Here is a 17,650-nt window from a genome sequence, read left to right as displayed (position 1 = left end):
TGTCATCCGGCATACCGCCGATGACGAGTGTGTGAATCCGCTGACCCGGGCGACGCCCGGTAGGTCAGGAAGGACAATCGTTGAGCGAGACCGATCTCGTCAGCACCGAGGCCGCATCCGCGCCCCGTAAGCGCGGTGGCCTCACCGGAATGGTGCTGGCGGAGCTCCGCCAGCTCGCCGGGGAGCTGAACATCTCCGGCACCACAGGAATGCGCAAGGGCGATCTGATCGCCGCCATCAAGGAGAAGCAGGCCGGCGGCGCTCCCGCTGCTGCGCAGCTGTCCCTCGGCGACGACGCCGCTGCGGCGGTCGCGCCGCGGGCCACGTCCCGCGCCTCGTCGCGCGCAGCTGCTGCTCCCGTGGCCGCCGCTCCTGCCACGGACGCCCCCGCGCCCGTGACCCCGGCACCTGCGGAAACGTCCGCCGCCGAGGCTCCCTCGGTAGCGGCACCGGCCGCGGAGGCCACCGCCCCGCCGCGCCGTCGCCGCACCGCGTCGCGCCCCGCAGGCGCCCCGGACCCGCAGCCCGCTGCCACGCAGGCGCCGTCCACCACGGCCGGTGCACCTGCCACCAACGGAGCCGCGCCCGCCGATGCCCCCGTCTCCGCCGAGGCTGCAGCACCCGCTGCGCCGGTCGCGGAGCCCGCAACGGCCGAACCCGTCGCAGTGCCCGCTGAGGTTGCCGCGTCCCCCGAGGTTGCAACACCCGCAGACGCCGCAACCGACGGTGAGCAGGCGGATCGTCCGGAGGGCGGCAGCCGCCGCGCCCGGCAGCGCCGAGGCCGGGGTGAGCAGAGCGAGTCCGTCGCTCCCGCAGCCGACGCCGCCACCGAGGTGGCCGCTCCGGCCGCCGACGCCGCGGTCACGATCGGCGATGACACCGACCGCGGCCAGCGCGGCGATGGTCGGCGCAGCCGCAACGACAACCGCGGTGACAACCGCAACGACAACCGGGGCGAGAACGGCCGGGGCGACAACAACGCCCGCGCCGAGAACACGCGCACGGAGAACACGCGCACGGAGAACACCCGCACCGAGAACACCCGCACCGAGAACAACCGGGGCGAGAACAACCGGGGCGACGACAACCGCGGGGACAACCGTGGCAATGGTCGTGGTGACAATCGCAGCGACAACCGCACCGAGAACAACCGCGGCGACAACCGCAATGAGAACAACCGGGGCGGCGGCGACAACCGCAACGACCGCAACGACAACCGCAGCGGCGGCGACAACCGCGGCCCGCGCGACAACCGGCCCGACGACGACGGGGACGACGACGGTGACGGCCGTGGCCGTCGCGGCCGCCGGTTCCGCGACCGCCGCCGCGGCCGGGACCGCAACGACCGCCCCGCAGGGGGTCAGGGCAGCGGCGGTCAGGGCAACGTCGACACCGAGGTGCGCGACGACGACGTCCTGCTCCCCGTCGCCGGCATCGTCGACATCCTCGACAACTACGCGTTCGTGCGTACCACCGGTTACCTCGCCGGGCCCACCGACGTCTACGTGTCGCTGTCGATGGTCCGCAAGTACGGCCTGCGCCGTGGTGACGCGATCACCGGTGCGGTCCGCGAGGCCCGTGACGGTGAGCAGTCGCGCCAGAAGTTCAACCCGCTGGTGCGCGTCGACACGCTCAACGGCCAGGACCCGGAGGACTCCCGCAACCGGCCGGAGTTCACCAAGCTGACGCCGCTCTACCCGAACGAGCGCCTGCGCCTGGAGACCGAGCCGAGCAAGCTCACCACCCGCGTGATCGACCTGGTCATGCCGGTCGGCAAGGGCCAGCGCGCGCTGATCGTGTCCCCGCCGAAGGCGGGCAAGACCATGATCATGCAGGCGATCGCCAACGCGATCACCACGAACAACCCCGAGTGCCACCTGATGGTCGTACTCGTCGACGAGCGGCCCGAAGAGGTCACCGACATGCAGCGGTCGGTGAAGGGCGAGGTCATCGCCTCCACCTTCGACCGGCCGCCGTCGGACCACATCACGGTCGCGGAGCTGTCGATCGAGCGGGCCAAGCGCCTGGTCGAGATGGGCCACGACGTGGTCGTGCTGCTCGACAACATCACGCGGCTGGGCCGGGCCTACAACCTGGCCGCGCCCGCGTCGGGCCGGATCCTGTCCGGTGGTGTCGACTCCACGGCGCTCTACCCGCCGAAGCGGTTCCTCGGCGCCGCGCGCAACATCGAGGACGGTGGCTCGCTCACCATCTTCGCCACGGCGCTGGTCGAGACCGGTTCCACGATGGACACGGTGATCTTCGAGGAGTTCAAGGGCACCGGCAACGCGGAGCTCAAGCTCGATCGCAAGATCGCCGACAAGCGGGTGTTCCCGGCCATCGACGTCGGCGACTCCAGCACCCGCAAGGACGAGCTGCTGCTCTCGCCCGACGAGCACGCGATCATGGTCAAGCTGCGCCGGGTGCTCTCGGGCCTCGACGACCAGTCGGCCATCGACCTGCTGCTCACGCAGCTCCGCAAGACGCGCACCAACATCGAGTTCCTGATGCAGGTGGCGAAGAACACCCCGGGCACCGAGGACTAGTCGTTTCCTTCATCTGCGCCGCCCGGGGGAATCTCCGGGCGGCGCAGGTGGTTCAATACAACGTCACGCTCCGGCTCCGGTTCACCCCAACGCAACGACGGGGACCCGGCGCCACTTCGAGAGGAACCACCGTGCGATCAGGTATTCACCCCCAGTACGTCGAGACCCAGGTCACCTGTGGTTGTGGGAACCAGTTCACCACCCACAGCACCAAGGCCAGCGGCTCGATCAACGTCGAGGTCTGCTCGGCCTGCCACCCGTTCTACACCGGCAAGCAGAAGATCCTCGACGCCGGCGGCCGGGTGGCGCGCTTCGAGGCGCGCTACGGCAAGCGCACCGCCAAGTAGCTTCGTCGACGGCGCCCACCATGATTGGTGGGCGCCGTCCGCATGTCCGGATCGTGGAAGGGAGGCGAGCAGTGGCTGCACCCAGCGTCGAGGCGTTGCTGATGGAGTACGCGGAGCTGGAACGCGCCCTCGCCGATCCCTCCGTGCACGCCGACGCGGGCAACGCCCGCAAGCTCGGCAGGCGCTACGCGGAGCTCGGCCAGGTCGTCGGGGCGGCGCGCGAGCTCGCGTCCGTCCGCGACGACGAGGCCGCGGCTCGCGAGCTGGCCTCCGAGGACCACACCTTCGCGGCCGAGGCCGACGAGCTGGCCGCCCGGCTCCCGGCGCTGGAGACGCGGCTGGCCGAGCTGATGCGCCCGCGGGATCCCCACGACGGCGACGACGTCGTCATGGAGATCAAGTCGGGGGAGGGCGGCGAGGAGTCCGCGCTGTTCGCGGGCGACCTCGTGCGCATGTACGTGCGCTACGCCGAACGCCGCGGCTGGAAGACCGAGATCCTCGACGCCAACCCGTCGGATCTGGGCGGCTACAAGGACATCACGATGGTCCTGCGGGCTCGTACCCCGGAGCCGGACGGGGTCTGGTCGGCCCTGAAGTTCGAGGGTGGTGTGCACCGCGTCCAGCGCGTGCCGGTCACCGAGTCGCAGGGGCGCATCCACACCTCCGCCGCCGGGGTGCTCGTCTACCCGGACACCGGGGAAGACGCGGATGTCGAGATCGACGAGAAGGACCTGCGCGTCGACGTGTTCCGCTCCTCGGGCCACGGCGGGCAGAGCGTCAACACCACCGACTCGGCCGTGCGCATCACGCACCTGCCCACCGGCATCGTCGTGAGCTGCCAGAACGAGCGCTCGCAGCTGCAGAACCGCGCGCGGGCGATGGAGGTGCTGCGGTCGCGGTTGCAGGCGCTGCACGAGGCCGAGCTGGCCGCGGAGGCCTCGGCCGAGCGCCGCTCGCAGGTGCGCACCGTCGACCGTTCCGAGCGCATCCGCACGTACAACTTCCCGGAGAACCGCATCTCCGATCACCGCGTCGGGTTCAAGGCGCACAACCTGTCGGCCGTCCTCGACGGCGACCTCGGTGACGTCCTCGCCGCACTGGCCGCGGCCGATCGCGCGGAGGCGGTCGGCTCGTGACGCCCGCGCCCGTCCGGTACCAGCCGTGAGCCGTCAGCCGTTGCGGCTGGTCATCGCGGAGGCCGAGCGGATGCTGGCGGCCTGCGGGGTGGCATCGCCGCGGGTCGATGCGGAGATACTCGCGGCGCACGTCGTCGGGGTGCCGCGCGGCAAGCTGATGATGCACCCGCTGGTCGATCCGCCCGTGGTGGAGGCGCTGCGCAGGCTCGTCGTGCGGCGCGCGGCGCGCGAACCGTTGCAGCACCTGCTCGGCACCGCCGTGCTCGGACCGGTCGAGGTCGCGGTCGGGCCGGGCGTGTTCACTCCCCGCCCGGAGACCGAGCTGCTGCTGGAATGGGGCCTCAAGGCCATTGCGGACGTGCCATCGCCGCTGGTGGTGGACCTGTGCACCGGATCCGGCGCCATCGCGCTCGGCGTCGCCGCCAGCCGGCCGGACGCCGTCGTGCACGCCGTCGAGGCCGACACCGGCGCGATGTCGTGGGCGGCGCGCAACGTGTCCGACCACGTCGCGGCCGGTGGTACGCCGATCACGCTGCACGTCGCCGACGTCCGCTGGCCCGACCTCCTCATCGAGCTCGAGTCCAAGGTCGACCTCGTGCTGTGCAACCCGCCGTACGTCCCCGACGGTGTCGAGCTGCCCCCGGAGGTCACCGAGTGGGATCCGCCCGGCGCCGTGTTCGGCGGCCCGGACGGCCTGGAGATCATCCGCGCGGTGATCACGTCGTCGGCGGCGCTGCTGCGCTACGGCGGCCGGCTCGGCATCGAGCACGACGACACCCACGGCGAGTCGGTGCCGGCGCTGCTGCGCCGTCGCAAGGTCCTCACCGACGTCGAGGAGCACCCGGATCTCACCGGCCGTCCCCGGTTCGCGACGGCCCGGCGCGTCGCCCCGCAGTAGCGGTCGTAGGGTTACCGGCCGTGGCCCCGACCTACGACTGTGCTGATCCCGACGCCCGCGCCGACGGTCTCGCCGCCGCGGCGCGTGCCGTGCGCGCCGGCCGGCTGGTGGTACTGCCCACCGACACCGTGTACGGCCTCGGCTGCGACGCGTTCTCCGCAGAGGCGGTGCGTTCGCTGCTCGCCGCGAAGAACCGCGGCCCGGACATGCCGGTGCCGGTGCTCGTCGGCTCCTGGTCCACGATCGACGGGCTCGTGCTGGGCGTACCGAAGTCCGCGCGCGACCTGATCGAGGCGTTCTGGCCGGGCGCGGTGTCGCTCGTGCTGCCGCACGCCCCGTCGCTGGCCTGGGACCTGGGCTCCACCCGCGGCACGGTGATGCTGCGCATGCCGCTGCACCCCGTCGCGCTGGAACTGCTGCGCGACGTCGGCCCGATGGCGGTGTCGAGCGCCAACATCTCCGGCTCGCCGCCCGCCGTCACCGCGGCGGAGGCCGAGCAGCAGCTGGGCGACAAGGTCGGCGTCTACCTCGACGGTGGCCGCTCCGGCGAGCCCGTGCCCTCCACGATCATCGACCTCACCGGCGACGACCCCCGCGTGCTGCGCGAGGGTGCCGTGACCTCGGCGGCGGTGGCGGAGGTGCTGGGCCGCGCGGTGCTGACGGCGTAGCGCGCACTCGCCGTACCCGGTTGCAGGAAAGCCACTTTCCCGCAACGTCGTTGCGGGAAAGTGGCTTTCCTGCAACGAGGTACCGGCTCCTCAGCCGCTATGCCGGCAGCCCCAGCATCCCGGCCAACCGATCCGTGGCATCGAGGAAGAACCGCTCGTCGTCGGCCACGATGTTGTTGGTGTGGCCGAAGAGCTCGAAGTTGATCATTCCGAACACCGCGGACCAGGCGAAGATCCCGCGCGCGGCGAGCGAGGACGACGCGCTCCGCTCGCCGAGCCCCATGGTCGCGGTGATGTCCGAGGTCAGTGCCGCATCGGCACCGGTCGGCTCGCTCTCCGGGTCGACGGCGCCGGCCGCGATCGCATCGGCGATGATCCGCGAGAACAGCAGCCCGACGCGTCCGGCGGGGCCGATGGTGGTCTCCGGGGCGACGTATCCGGGCACCGGCGAGCCGTAGACCAGCGCGTACTCGTGCGGATGGGCCACCGCCCACGCCCGCGCGGCCCGGCAGGCGGCCTGCCAGCGGGCGCGGAGATGGTCCCGGGGCTCGGCCGCCTCGGCGTCCTCCGCGGCGGCCCCGATGGCGTCGTAGGCGTCGACGATCAGGGCGGTCAGCAGGTCGTCGCGGCTCGGGAAGTACCGGTACACCGCCGAGGACGCCATGCCCATCTCGCGGGCCACGGCGCGCAGCGACAGCGCCGCCGCACCATCGGACGCGAGGTGCTTGCGGGCGACCTCGGCGATCTCGCGCGTGAGCTCGGCGCGTACCCGCGCCCGGGTTCCGGCAGCTGACATCGTCGGATCGTATCTCGAAAAGAGCAGTGGAACAATACGAGAGCAGTGCTCTATGGTGTCGGTATGACACTGCACCTCATCGTCGGATCCGGGGCCATCGGCTCGGTCGTGGCGCGCAAACTCCTCGAGCAGGGCGACGACGTGCGCGTCGTCACCCGCAGCGGCACCGGGCCCGATGGTGCCGAACGGGTGGCCGCCGACGCGTCCGACGCCGATCGGATGGCGGCGCTCGCTGCAGGCGCTTCCGCGATCCACAACTGCGTCAACCCGCCCTACCACCGCTGGGTCACCGACTGGCCCCCGATCGCGAACGCGCTGCTCGGCGCCGCGGAGCGCTCCGGTGCCGTGCTGGTGACGTTGAGCAACCTCTACGGTTACGGACCCGTCGACGCGCCGATGACGGAGGACACCCCGCTCGCCGCGACGGGCACCAAGGGGCGGGTCCGGGCGGCGATGTGGCGCGCGGCGAAGGCCGCGCACGACACCGGCCGGATCCGCGCCGCCGAGGCCAGGGCGTCGGACTTCTACGGCCCGGCCGTCATCAGCCACCTCGGCGACCGGTTCGTGCCGCGCGTGCTCGCCGGCCGCAGACCCCAACTGGTACAGGGGGACCCGGCCGTTCCGCACTCGTGGACCTACGTCGACGACGTCGCCACCACCCTCATCACGCTCGCGACCGACGAGCGGGCCTGGGGCCGGCCGTGGCACGTCCCCACCGATCGCGCCGTCTCGGCGGCTGCCGTCGCTGCGCGGATTGCCGCGATCGCCGGGGTGCCCGATCCCGGTGTCCAGGTGCTGCCCCCGATCGTCGTGCGCATGGGTGGGCTGTTCGTGCCGCTGCTGCGCGAGATGGCCGAGGTCCGCTACCAGTTCACCGATCCGTTCGTGCTGGACTCGAGCGCGGCGCAGGCCACCTTCGGGCTGGCCCCGACGCCGTTGGACGACGGTCTGGCAGCCACTGTCGCGTGGTGGCGCAGCCGCCAACGGGCCGCGGCCTGACCGTGGGAGGGGCACCGGTAGCGTCGCGTACGTGATGACACGGTTGCGCGACCTCGTCGCAACGCCGGTCGGCAGGTGTCGGATCTCACTCAGCGTGATGACGACCCGCCGGCCCGGGCCGCCGACCGAGAGAGCCTGACGCCGTGCCCACACTGGTACTGCCGATCAAGGAGTACCTGCTCGCCGGGCTGACGTCCGCGGTGATCACGTTCCTGCTCGTCGGCCCCGTGCGGGTGCTCGCGCTCAAGCTCGGCGCCGTCGCGTGGCCCCGCGGGCGCGACGTGCACACCACGCCGACCCCGCGCTGGGGCGGCCTGGCGATGCTCGGCGGCGTGCTCGGCGGGATCGGGATGGCCTACCAGCTCCCCGCGTTGCGCCTGGCCTTCGACTACTCCACGGAGATGCTCGGGGTCGGCGCCGCCGCGATCCTGCTCTCGATCGTCGGGGCGCTCGACGACCGCTACGAGCTCGACGCGCTCACCAAGTTCGCCGGCCAGATCACCGCGGCCGGGGTGCTGATCATCGCCGGGATCCAGTGGTCGGCGATCTACGTGCCGTGGGGCGGCGGGTCGGTGCTGAGCCTCGGGCCCGAGCAGGGCATCCTGCTCACCGTCCTGCTGGTGGTCGCGCTCGTCAACGCCATGAACTTCGTCGACGGGCTCGACGGGCTCGCCGCCGGCATCGGCATGATCACCGCGGGTGCCACGGGGCTGTTCGCGCTGGGACTGGTCTTCCGGGTGGGCAACGACCCGTCGGCCTACACGCCGGCGCTGATCGCGGCACTGCTCGCGGGGGCCTGCATCGGGTTCCTGCCGCACAACTTCAACCCGGCCCAGATCTTCATGGGCGACTCCGGGTCGATGCTGATCGGGCTGCTGCTCGCGGCGTCGGCCACGAGCGAGTCGGGCAAGCTGTTCTTCAACTCCAGCCCCAGCGGCAATGCCGGCACCGACACGCTGGCGCTGTTCGCGCCGCTGATCGTGCTGGCCGCGGTCGTGTTCATCCCGGTGCTCGACCTGCTGATGGCGGTGGTGCGGCGCACGCGCAAGGGACTCAGCCCGTTCTCGCCCGACAAGATGCACCTGCACCACCGGTTGCTGGAGATCGGGCACAGCCAGCGGCGTGCGGTCCTGTTGATCTACCTGTGGGCCGGGGTGCTGGCGTTCGGCGCCGTGGCACTCTCGCTCATCGACGATCCGACGATCGTTCTGGTCGCGGTCGGCATCGGGCTCGTGCTGGCCGTGCTGGCCTCTGCGGTGCCTTGGATGAGGCATCGCGACGCGGAGCGTAAAGGCACCTGAATCTTCCATCATCGAAACCGGACCACCTACGCAAAGTGACCAGGCTGACACCGGCTTATCGCAGGTCAGGGCAGGCAGAGGGGGGCCGCGGCGCTGTGATAGCGTCGCTGCACCGGCCGGATGATCGACCTGCCCTGTCTTCACAGCTTGGCCCTGCCGGGATGCTCGGGACAAGCCCTTCAACGCCGAGGCGAGGAGTTGCTCTTGAACGCTCAGAACCGGGCACGCCATCGCCTGCGAGCCGGCTGAGCCAGTTCAGTGGCAGCCGATGGTCCGGAGCTCGGCGATCTCCTGTCGCTGGGGCTGACTCTCGCCCTGTGCCTGGTGGTCGGCTACGGACTCGGATGGCTCGTCGATCTGCTGGCCGGGAGCTTCCCGATCTTCGCGCTCGTCGGCATCGCACTCGGCATCGTGGTTGCCTGCCTCTACTTCTACAAGATGTTCAAGAGATTCCAGTGAAGGAGCTGAAGACGACGTGCTGATGGGGACGCCTTACACGCCGCCCGTCACGCGGGCCACGTTCCGCCGCACGGCGATCGCCGCCGTTGTGGTCGCGGTCGTCGCCCTCGCGGTGTTGGTCCCGATGGGCTACGGCCTGTACGCCCTCTTCGGTTGCGTCGGCCTCGCGCTCGGGATATTCAACAACGGGCTCGTGATGCGTGCGGTGGCCAACTTCGCCGCCACCAGCCCGTCGAAGGGCCGTTTCGCCGGCTCGGTGCTCTTCCGGCTGGGCGTCATCACGATCGTCGCGCTCGGGTGTGCGTTCCTCTTCCGCCCGTGGGGTATCACGGTGGCTGCCGGCCTCGCCATCTTCCAGTTCCTCGCCGTCGCGAGTTCCATGCTGCCGTTGATCAAGGAGATCCGACAGAGATGAGCATCGTCCTCCTCGCCGCGGAAGAAGGCGAAGGCGCCGGATCGGCGATCCAGCCCGGCCACCACGCCACGGCAGAGCTGTTCGGCATGACGTTCAACATCGACACGATCATCTCGACGATCATCGCGATGGCCATCGTGTGCGGGTTGGGCCTCTACATGGCACGTGGCGCCACCAAGGGCCGCCCCACCGGACTGCAGGTCGCCTTCGAGGCGCTCACCAGCTGGGTGCAGGGTCAGGTCAAGGACGGCATGGGGGTGCGCGCCCCGCGTGGCGTCGTCGCGCTGTCCGTGGCCCTGTTCGCCTTCATCCTCACCTGCAACTGGCTCGCCATCTTCCCGTGGGAGCACTACATCCCGGCACCCACCGCAGACGTGAACCTCGTCTACCCGATGATGCTGTTCGTGATCATCTGGGTCAACGTGGCGGGCATCCGCGCCAACGGGGTCAAGAAGTACTTCGGCCACCTGGCGCAGCCCTACGCCGCCATGGCGCCGCTGGAGTTCATCACGAACTACATCTCGCGGCCCGTGTCGCTGGCACTGCGGCTGTGGGGCAACATCTTCGCGGGCGGTCTGCTGGTCGCGATCATCGGTCTGCTGCCGGTCTACATCTCGTGGGCGCCGACGGCCGTGTGGAAACTGTTCGACATGTTCGTCGGGGTCATCCAGGCCCTGATCTTCACCCTGCTCACGATCATCTACTTCGGTAGCACCGTGGGCAGCGAAGAGGACGCTGCGGCGCACTAGCCGGCGCGGGTTCTGCTCCCCCCCAATCACATGATGTGTGTCGGGCGTCGGATCGCACGGCACGAGAAAGATCGAGGAGAGTCATGAGTTCAACCATGATCCTGGCCCAGGCTGCTGCCGACCAGGGCGCCAAGGCCACGCTGCTCGGCCTCGCGGTCGTCGGTGGCGGTATCGCGATCGGAGCCGGTGCACTCGGTGCGGCCGTCGGTGACGGTCTCGTCGGCGCGTCGATGATCCAGGGTGTAGCGCGTCAGCCGGAGGCGGCCGGCCGCCTCAACACCACGATGTTCCTGATCATCGGCCTCTGTGAGGGCATGTACTTCATCAACCTGGCCTTCATGCTGCTGTTCGTGTTCGTGACCGGCAACACTGTTCTCAGCTGATGACCACCTCGACGCTGGCGGCGGAGCAGATCTTCCTGCTCCCCAACGGCACGATCTTCGTCGAGATCATTCTCTTCCTCATCGTGGTGCTCATCTTCACCAAGTGGATCGTGCCGCCGCTGTCGAAGGCGATGCAGGACCGCCAGGACATGGTGCGCAAGCAGGCCGAGGATCGCGAGGAGTCCGCTCGCCGGCTCAAGGAAGCCGAAGAGCGGTACGAGAAGGCGATGGTCGAGGCCCGTACCGAAGCTGCGGCCATCCGCGATGAGGCCCGTGCCGACGCGCAGCGCATCCGCGACGAGATGCGTGCCGAAACCGACCGCGAGGTCGCGCGCATCCACGCGCAGGGCGAGGAGCAGTTGGCCGCCCAGCGGGCCCAGGCCGTCAGCGCCCTGCGTGCCGAGATCGGTGGCCTCTCCACCGATCTCGCGGGCCGGATCCTCGGCTCGCCGCTGCCGTCCGACGGCGACCACCGCTCCACGGTCGACCGGTTCCTCGCGGAACTCGAGCAGAAGCAGACCGCAGAAGGGGCGCGCTGATGGACCTCGGCGAATGGATCTCCAGTGTGATCGCGTTCGCGATCATGATCTGGGTGATCGTCCGCTATGTCCTGCCGTTGGTCACCAAGATGGTGAAGGACCGCCAGGAGGTCGTTCAGCAGCAGGTCGACGCCAGCGAGGAGGCTGCGCAGAAGCTCGCTGAAGCGCAGCAGCGGCTCGCTTCCGCGCTGGACGAGGCCCGTGCCGAGGCGGCCCGCATCCGCGACGACGCCCGCGCCGACGCCACGCGCATCGGCGAGGAGCTCAAGGAGCAGGCCCGGCTCGAGGTCGAGCGGATCAAGGCCCGGGGCGAGGAGCAGCTCGCTGCGCAGCGTGACCAGGCCGTCCGCGTGCTGCGGGCCGAGCTCGGCACGCAGTCGATGGATCTCGCCGAGCGTGTCGTCACCGAGTCGCTGTCCAGCGATGCACGCCGCGGCGCCACCGTCGACTCGTTCCTCGGCCAGCTCGAGCAGATGACAGGCAACGCCCGGCCGGCAGCCGTGGCCGGAGGGACGAACTGATGGCGCTCTTGCTGCAGCCCGCCAGCCGCGAGGCGCTGGCCGAGGCTCAGACCCGCCTGGACGCGATCATCGACGGCGCGTCGGCCACCGAGCTGGAGCGCATCGGCGACGACCTGTTCGGCGTGCTGCGCCTGCTGCTCACCGAGATCCCCCTGCGGCGCAGCCTGAGCGATCCGGCCGTCGCGGGAGCTGCCCGGTCCGGCCTGGCCGACCAGCTGCTCAACGGCAAGATCAGCCGCGGGGCCCTCGACGTCGTGTCGGAGCTCGTCGCTGCCCGCTGGTCCCAGTCGAGTGACCTCGTCGCGGCGCTCGAGTCGCTGGCGCGCCAAGCCACGCTCGCCGTCGCCGAGAAGAACGGCGCGCTGGAGGAGGTCGAGGACGAGCTCTTCCGGTTCGGTCGCATCCTCGACCGTGAGCCGCAGCTCAACTCGCTGCTCAGCGACGGATCCACCCCCGCCGGTGAGCGGGTGCAACTGCTCGACACCGTGCTCGGCACGAAGGTGACTCCGGTCACCAAGGCGCTGCTGGGGCAGACCGTGCGCACCCCGCGCGGTCGCAGCATCGACCTGGCCGCCGAGGAGCTCTCGGAGCTCGCATCGGCGCGCCGCGACCGGTTCGTCGCCCACGTCAGCACCCCGGTGCGGCTCACCGCGGAGCAGGAGCAGCGGCTCGCCGACTCGCTGAGCCGGATCTACGGCCGCGCGATCTCGCTGCAGGTGGAGCTGGATCCCGATCTGCTCGGCGGGCTCGTCGTCCGGGTGGGCGGAGAGCTGATCGACGGCAGCATCGCGGGCAAGCTGGCCGCGGCACGCAGGCGGCTTCCGAGCTGACCTCGCCGCTGGGCTGCAGGCGGCCCGGCACCCCGAACGATGACCGAAGACTTGCGACAGTGAAGGACAGGACGACAGTCATGGCAGAGCTGACGATCTCCCCGGAGGAGATCCGGAGTGCGATCTCCAGCTACGTCTCGTCGCTGGAGACCGAGACCTCCCGCGAGGAGGTGGGCATCGTCTCCGACACCGGCGACGGCATCGCCCACGTTGAGGGCCTGCCCTCCGTCATGACCAACGAGCTGCTGGAGTTCTCCGGCGGCGTCCTCGGCGTGGCGCTCAACCTCGACCAGCGCGAGATCGGCGCGGTCATCCTCGGCCCGTACGGCGGGATCGAGCAGGGCCAGCAGGTCAAGCGCACCGGCAACATCCTCTCGGTGCCGGTCGGCGACAAATTCCTGGGCCGGGTCATCGACCCCCTGGGCGCGCCGATCGACGGTCTGGGCGACATCGAGGCCGAGACGCAGCGCGTCCTCGAGCTGCAGGCCGCCTCGGTGGTCGAGCGCCAGAGCGTGTCCGAGTCGCTGCAGACCGGCATCAAGGCCATCGACGCCATGACGCCGATCGGGCGCGGCCAGCGCCAGCTGATCATCGGTGACCGCAAGACGGGCAAGACGGCCGTCTGCGTCGACACGATCATCAACCAGAAGGCCAACTGGGCGAGCGGCGACCCGAAGAAGCAGGTCCGCTGCATCTACGTCGCCGTCGGCCAGAAGGGCTCCACGATCGCCGGTGTCCGGCAGTCGCTGGAGGACGCGGGCGCGCTGGAGTACACCACCATCGTCGCGGCCCCCGCCTCCGACCCGGCCGGCTTCAAGTGGCTCGCGCCCTACACCGGCTCGGCACTGGGCCAGCACTGGATGTACGCGGGCAACCACGTGCTCATCGTGTTCGACGACCTGTCCAAGCAGGCCGAGGCCTACCGCGCCATCTCGCTGCTGCTGCGCCGCCCGCCGGGCCGCGAGGCCTACCCCGGCGACGTCTTCTACTTGCACTCCCGGCTGCTCGAGCGTTGTGCCAAGCTCTCCGACGAGCTCGGCGCGGGTTCGATGACCGGCCTGCCGATCATCGAGACCAAGGCCAACGACGTCTCGGCGTACATCCCGACCAACGTCATCTCGATCACCGACGGCCAGGTCTTCCTCGAGTCGGACCTGTTCAACCAGGGTGTCCGGCCCGCCATCAACGTCGGCATCTCGGTCTCCCGCGTCGGTGGTTCCGCCCAGGTGCGGGCGATGCGCCAGGTCTCCGGCTCGCTGCGACTCGACCTTTCGCAGTACCGCGAGCTGGAGGCGTTCGCCGCCTTCGGTTCCGACCTCGACGCGGCCTCGGCCGCGGCGCTGGGTCGCGGTAGCCGGCTGGTCGAGCTGCTCAAGCAGGCGCAGTACCAGCCGCAGGCCGTCGAGGAGCAGGTCGTCTCGCTCTGGCTCGGCACCACCGGCAAGCTCGACTCGGTGCCGGTCGCCGACATCCGCCGCTTCGAGACCGAGTACCTCGACAACGTGCGCCGCAACCACGAGGGCGCGCTCGCCGAGATCCGCGACACCGGCAAGCTGTCGGAGGAGAACGTCGCGCGCCTCGAGGACATCACCACCGACTTCAAGAAGCAGTTCACCGCTTTCGACGGTTCCTCGGTCGTCCCGAAGGAGGCCGAGGCGAAGGCGCTCGACGAGGACGAGGTCGACCAGGAGACCGTCAAGGTCAACAAGCCGGCTCCGGCCAAGAGCTGATCGGGTAACGGGATGGCGGCACAGATTCGCGTCCTGCGGCGACGGATCAAGTCGACGCAGTCCATCAAGAAGATCACGCGCGCGATGGAGCTCATCGCGACCTCACGCATCGTCAAGGCGAGGGCCCGGGTCGAGGCGGCCAAGCCCTACGCCGAGCAGATGACCGCGGTGCTCACCGAGCTGGCGAGCAACTCCGCGCTGGACCACCCGCTGCTCGTCGAGCGGGAGGACCCGAAGCGGGCCGCCGTGCTGGTCGTCACCAGCGACCGTGGCCAGGCCGGTGGCTACAACGCCGGCGTGCTGAAGGAAGCGGAGCAGCTCTTCTCGCTGCTGCGGGAGCAGGGCAAGGAGCCGGTGCTCTACGTCATCGGGCGCAAGGGCGTGAACTACTACCGGTTCCGCAAGCGCAAGGTGGCCGCCTCCTGGACCGGCTTCTCGGAGCAGCCCGAGTACAGCGACGCCGCCGAGGCAGCGCGCGTACTCGTGGCCGCGTTCATGGCTGGTGCGGGTGGCCGCGACACCGAGGAGGCCGCCGACACGACCGGTGCTCCGGCCGAGGACGTCGTGGCCGTCGACGAGCTGCATCTCGTCTACACGCAGTTCAAGAACATGGTCACCCAGACGCCGCAGGCGCGGCGGATGGCGCCCATGGAGGTCGAGTACACCGAGGATGCGGCCCCCGCCACCGACGGGCCCACCGAGATCAAGCCGCTCTACGCCTTCGAGCCCGACCCCGACACGCTGTTCGACGCGCTGCTGCCGAAGTACATCGGTGCGCGGCTGTTCGCGGCGCTGCTCGAGTCGGCCGCATCGGAGTCGGCGAACCGGCAGCGGGCCATGAAGGCCGCCACCGACAACGCCAACGAATTGATCCGTACCCTGACCCTGGAGAGCAACCAGGCCCGTCAGGCCCAGATCACCCAGGAGATCAGTGAGATCGTCGGTGGCGCCGACGCTCTCGTGAGCGCAGGAAGTGAGAACTAGAAGATGGCCGCCACCGATGTGACTGATACCACTACTCAGACCAGGGTTGGCCGGGTAGTCCGGGTCACCGGCCCGGTCGTCGACGTGGAGTTCCCGCGCAACCAGGTGCCGGAGCTCTACAACGCCCTCACCGTCGAGGTCACGTTCGCCGACCTCGCGAAGACGCTGACCCTGGAGATCGCCCAGCACCTCGGCGACAACCTGGTCCGCACGATCTCGATGCAGCCCACCGACGGCCTGGTCCGCGGCGCCGAGGTCACCGACCTCGGCCGCCCGATCTCGGTGCCGGTCGGCGACCAGGTCAAGGGCCACGTGTTCAACGCGCTCGGCGCCTGCCTGGACAAGCCCGACCTGGAGATCACCGGCGAGCTGTGGGGCATCCACCGCAAGGCGCCGGCGTTCGACCAGCTCGAGGGCCGCACCGAGATGCTCGAGACGGGCATCAAGGTCATCGACCTGCTCACCCCGTACGTCACCGGCGGCAAGATCGGCCTGTTCGGTGGTGCCGGTGTCGGCAAGACGGTGCTCATCCAGGAGATGATCACCCGTGTCGCCAAGAACTTCGGTGGCACCTCGGTGTTCGCCGGTGTCGGCGAGCGCACCCGTGAGGGCAACGACCTCATCACGGAGATGACCGAGTCCGGCGTCATCAACGACACCGCGCTCGTCTTCGGCCAGATGGACGAGCCGCCCGGCACGCGTATGCGCGTCGCGCTCTCGGCGCTGACGATGGCGGAGTACTTCCGCGACGTCCAGAACCAGGACGTGCTGCTGTTCATCGACAACATCTTCCGGTTCACCCAGGCCGGTTCCGAGGTCTCCACGCTGCTGGGCCGCATGCCGTCGGCCGTGGGTTACCAGCCCACGCTGGCCGACGAGATGGGCGAGCTGCAGGAGCGCATCACCTCCACGCGTGGCCGCTCGATCACGTCGATGCAGGCGATCTACGTGCCGGCCGACGACTACACCGACCCGGCGCCCGCCACCACGTTCGCCCACCTGGATGCGACCACGGAGCTCTCCCGGCCGATCTCGCAGAAGGGCATCTACCCGGCGGTCGACCCGCTGACGTCGACCTCCCGGATCCTGGCCCCGCAGTACGTGGGCGAAGAGCACTTCCGGGTGGCCAACGAGGTCAAGCGGATCCTGCAGAAGTACGCCGACCTGCAGGACATCATCGCCATCCTCGGTATCGACGAGCTCTCCGAGGAGGACCGCCAGCTCGTGGGTCGCGCGCGACGCATCGAGCGCTTCCTCTCGCAGAACCTGCTGGTCGCCGAGCAGTTCACCAACCAGAAGGGCTCGACGGTCCCGCTCAAGGAGACCATCGAGTCGTTCGACAAGATCGCCAAGGGCGAGTTCGACGACGTGCCGGAGCAGGCGTTCTTCCTCTGCGGCGGGCTCGACGACCTCGAGAAGAACCGCAAGAAGCTCGAGGGCTGATCCTTGGCAGAGATGACAGTCGAGCTGGTCGCCGTCGAGCGGAAGATCTGGTCGGGCAAGGCCACTTTCGTCTTCGCGCGCACCACGGTGGGTGAGATCGGCATCCTGCCGGGACACGAGGCCACGCTCGCGCAGCTGGAAGAGGCGGGCGTGCTCCGCATCGACAGCACGGACGGCACGTCCACCTCGCTGGCGGTGCACGGCGGCTTCCTCTCGGTCACGCCGGAGGCCGTCACCGTGCTCGCGGAGTACGCGGAGCTCGCCGACGAGATCGACGTCGCCCGGGCCCGTACCGCGTTGGACCGGGCAGACGAGTCCGAGCCCGCCGGCGTAGCCGCCGCAGCCCGTGCGCAAGCACGGCTGAAAGCCGCCGGCGCGGCGGAGTAGCTGGAGCCGCAGTGGGGGCAACGGCGGTCGTCGTCAGCATCCTGCTGCTCGGCGCCTGTCTCTGCCTGGGATACCTCGCCTTCCGGCGAGTACGCCTCATGAGGGGCGGTGGTGTGGACGTCTGTCTGCGCCGCCGCCCCTCTGGCGTTTCCCGGTTCGGCTCGCGCGACGCCGCTGCCGGGTGGCACTTCGGGGTGGGCCGGTACCGGGGCGAGGAGTTCGCCTGGCACCGGCTCACGTCGTTCCGGCCCGGGGCGAGCGTCGTCATCGACCGGATGGACCTCGAGATCGTCGACCGTCGGGAGCCCGCGCCCGCGGAGACCTACGCGCTCCCGCCCGGCGCGTCCGTCCTGCACTGCCGGGCACACGGCCTGGACCTGGAGGTCGCGATGACCCTGGGCGTCCTCACGGGCTTCCTGTCCTGGCTGGAGGCGGCGCCCCCCGGCCGCACCACCGGCTACCGCCAGGCCAGCTGAACCGAATCCACCGCAACTCGCGGGCCGGTTCACCGCAACTCGC

Annotated in this window: 20 protein-coding genes; 19 read left to right on the top strand and 1 reads right to left on the bottom strand. The window is 70.1% G+C overall.

Going from position 1 to position 17,650, the window contains the following annotated elements; genetic code table 11:
* Positions 1 to 80 precede the first annotated feature (80 nt).
* The 5 genes from rho (at position 81) to ACFPFQ_RS10480 (ending at position 5,595) form a co-directional block, all read left to right on the top strand.
* The gene (rho, locus tag ACFPFQ_RS10500) at positions 81 to 2,546 is read left to right on the top strand and encodes a transcription termination factor Rho (RefSeq protein WP_379617321.1); all 2,466 of its coding nucleotides are present in this window, start codon (positions 81 to 83) and stop codon (positions 2,544 to 2,546) included.
* A 131-nt stretch (positions 2,547 to 2,677) separates the two neighbouring features.
* The gene (rpmE, locus tag ACFPFQ_RS10495; RefSeq protein ID WP_379617319.1) at positions 2,678 to 2,893 is read left to right on the top strand and encodes a 50S ribosomal protein L31; all 216 of its coding nucleotides are present in this window, start codon (positions 2,678 to 2,680) and stop codon (positions 2,891 to 2,893) included.
* 71 nt (positions 2,894 to 2,964) lie between these two features.
* Positions 2,965 to 4,029 (top strand): peptide chain release factor 1, encoded by a 1,065-nt coding sequence (gene prfA / locus ACFPFQ_RS10490; protein WP_379617317.1) that lies wholly within the window; start codon positions 2,965 to 2,967, stop codon positions 4,027 to 4,029.
* A gap of 25 nt (positions 4,030 to 4,054) precedes the next feature.
* Positions 4,055 to 4,927: a peptide chain release factor N(5)-glutamine methyltransferase gene (gene prmC / locus ACFPFQ_RS10485; RefSeq protein ID WP_379617315.1), complete on the top strand. Its 873-nt coding sequence runs from the start codon at positions 4,055 to 4,057 to the stop codon at positions 4,925 to 4,927.
* A 20-nt stretch (positions 4,928 to 4,947) separates the two neighbouring features.
* Positions 4,948 to 5,595, top strand: coding sequence for an L-threonylcarbamoyladenylate synthase (locus ACFPFQ_RS10480; RefSeq protein ID WP_379617313.1), 648 nt, complete (start codon positions 4,948 to 4,950; stop codon positions 5,593 to 5,595).
* A 97-nt stretch (positions 5,596 to 5,692) separates the two neighbouring features.
* On the opposite strand, the gene ACFPFQ_RS10475 is transcribed toward ACFPFQ_RS10480, so the two are convergent.
* Entirely contained in the window at positions 5,693 to 6,391 is a 699-nt protein-coding gene (locus ACFPFQ_RS10475; RefSeq protein ID WP_379617311.1) for a TetR/AcrR family transcriptional regulator, read from the bottom strand.
* A gap of 63 nt (positions 6,392 to 6,454) precedes the next feature.
* Here ACFPFQ_RS10475 and ACFPFQ_RS10470 point away from each other — a divergent pair, with 63 nt between their 5' ends.
* From ACFPFQ_RS10470 to ACFPFQ_RS10405, 14 genes are all read left to right on the top strand, one after another.
* Positions 6,455 to 7,390: an NAD-dependent epimerase/dehydratase family protein gene (locus ACFPFQ_RS10470; RefSeq protein WP_379617309.1), complete on the top strand. Its 936-nt coding sequence runs from the start codon at positions 6,455 to 6,457 to the stop codon at positions 7,388 to 7,390.
* A gap of 143 nt (positions 7,391 to 7,533) precedes the next feature.
* A complete protein-coding gene (locus tag ACFPFQ_RS10465; RefSeq protein WP_379617307.1) occupies positions 7,534 to 8,691 on the top strand; it encodes a glycosyltransferase family 4 protein in 1,158 nt (385 codons plus the stop codon).
* A 258-nt stretch (positions 8,692 to 8,949) separates the two neighbouring features.
* Positions 8,950 to 9,150, top strand: a complete 201-nt coding sequence (locus tag ACFPFQ_RS10460) for an AtpZ/AtpI family protein (protein ID WP_379617305.1) — start codon at positions 8,950 to 8,952, stop codon at positions 9,148 to 9,150.
* 16 nt (positions 9,151 to 9,166) lie between these two features.
* The gene (locus ACFPFQ_RS10455; RefSeq protein ID WP_379617303.1) at positions 9,167 to 9,565 is read left to right on the top strand and encodes a hypothetical protein; all 399 of its coding nucleotides are present in this window, start codon (positions 9,167 to 9,169) and stop codon (positions 9,563 to 9,565) included.
* Entirely contained in the window at positions 9,562 to 10,314 is a 753-nt protein-coding gene (gene atpB, locus ACFPFQ_RS10450) for a F0F1 ATP synthase subunit A (RefSeq protein ID WP_379617301.1), read from the top strand. Before ACFPFQ_RS10455 ends, atpB begins: the two co-directional genes overlap by 4 nt.
* An 83-nt stretch (positions 10,315 to 10,397) precedes the next feature.
* Positions 10,398 to 10,697, top strand: a complete 300-nt coding sequence (atpE, locus tag ACFPFQ_RS10445; protein WP_379617299.1) for an ATP synthase F0 subunit C — start codon at positions 10,398 to 10,400, stop codon at positions 10,695 to 10,697.
* Positions 10,697 to 11,236 (top strand): F0F1 ATP synthase subunit B, encoded by a 540-nt coding sequence (locus ACFPFQ_RS10440; RefSeq protein WP_379617297.1) that lies wholly within the window; start codon positions 10,697 to 10,699, stop codon positions 11,234 to 11,236. The genes atpE and ACFPFQ_RS10440 overlap by 1 nt, the downstream gene beginning before the upstream one ends.
* On the top strand, positions 11,236 to 11,757 hold the full coding sequence (gene atpF / locus ACFPFQ_RS10435; protein ID WP_379617295.1) for a F0F1 ATP synthase subunit B: 522 nt from the start codon (positions 11,236 to 11,238) through the stop codon (positions 11,755 to 11,757). The genes ACFPFQ_RS10440 and atpF overlap by 1 nt, the downstream gene beginning before the upstream one ends.
* The gene (locus ACFPFQ_RS10430; protein WP_379617293.1) at positions 11,757 to 12,587 is read left to right on the top strand and encodes a F0F1 ATP synthase subunit delta; all 831 of its coding nucleotides are present in this window, start codon (positions 11,757 to 11,759) and stop codon (positions 12,585 to 12,587) included. Before atpF ends, ACFPFQ_RS10430 begins: the two co-directional genes overlap by 1 nt.
* A gap of 80 nt (positions 12,588 to 12,667) precedes the next feature.
* The gene (gene atpA, locus ACFPFQ_RS10425) at positions 12,668 to 14,317 is read left to right on the top strand and encodes a F0F1 ATP synthase subunit alpha (RefSeq protein ID WP_379617291.1); all 1,650 of its coding nucleotides are present in this window, start codon (positions 12,668 to 12,670) and stop codon (positions 14,315 to 14,317) included.
* A 12-nt stretch (positions 14,318 to 14,329) separates the two neighbouring features.
* Positions 14,330 to 15,301, top strand: a complete 972-nt coding sequence (locus tag ACFPFQ_RS10420; RefSeq protein ID WP_379617289.1) for a F0F1 ATP synthase subunit gamma — start codon at positions 14,330 to 14,332, stop codon at positions 15,299 to 15,301.
* 3 nt (positions 15,302 to 15,304) lie between these two features.
* Positions 15,305 to 16,744, top strand: coding sequence for a F0F1 ATP synthase subunit beta (gene atpD / locus ACFPFQ_RS10415; protein ID WP_379617287.1), 1,440 nt, complete (start codon positions 15,305 to 15,307; stop codon positions 16,742 to 16,744).
* 12 nt (positions 16,745 to 16,756) lie between these two features.
* On the top strand, positions 16,757 to 17,131 hold the full coding sequence (locus tag ACFPFQ_RS10410; protein ID WP_379617285.1) for a F0F1 ATP synthase subunit epsilon: 375 nt from the start codon (positions 16,757 to 16,759) through the stop codon (positions 17,129 to 17,131).
* 11 nt (positions 17,132 to 17,142) lie between these two features.
* On the top strand, positions 17,143 to 17,607 hold the full coding sequence (locus ACFPFQ_RS10405) for a DUF2550 domain-containing protein (protein ID WP_379617283.1): 465 nt from the start codon (positions 17,143 to 17,145) through the stop codon (positions 17,605 to 17,607).
* Positions 17,608 to 17,650: the final 43 nt, after the last annotated feature.

The organism is Pseudonocardia sp. GCM10023141 (assembly GCF_042653605.1).
The sequence above is the reverse complement of the archived record's forward strand: the minus strand, read 5'-3'. Positions and strand labels throughout refer to the sequence as shown.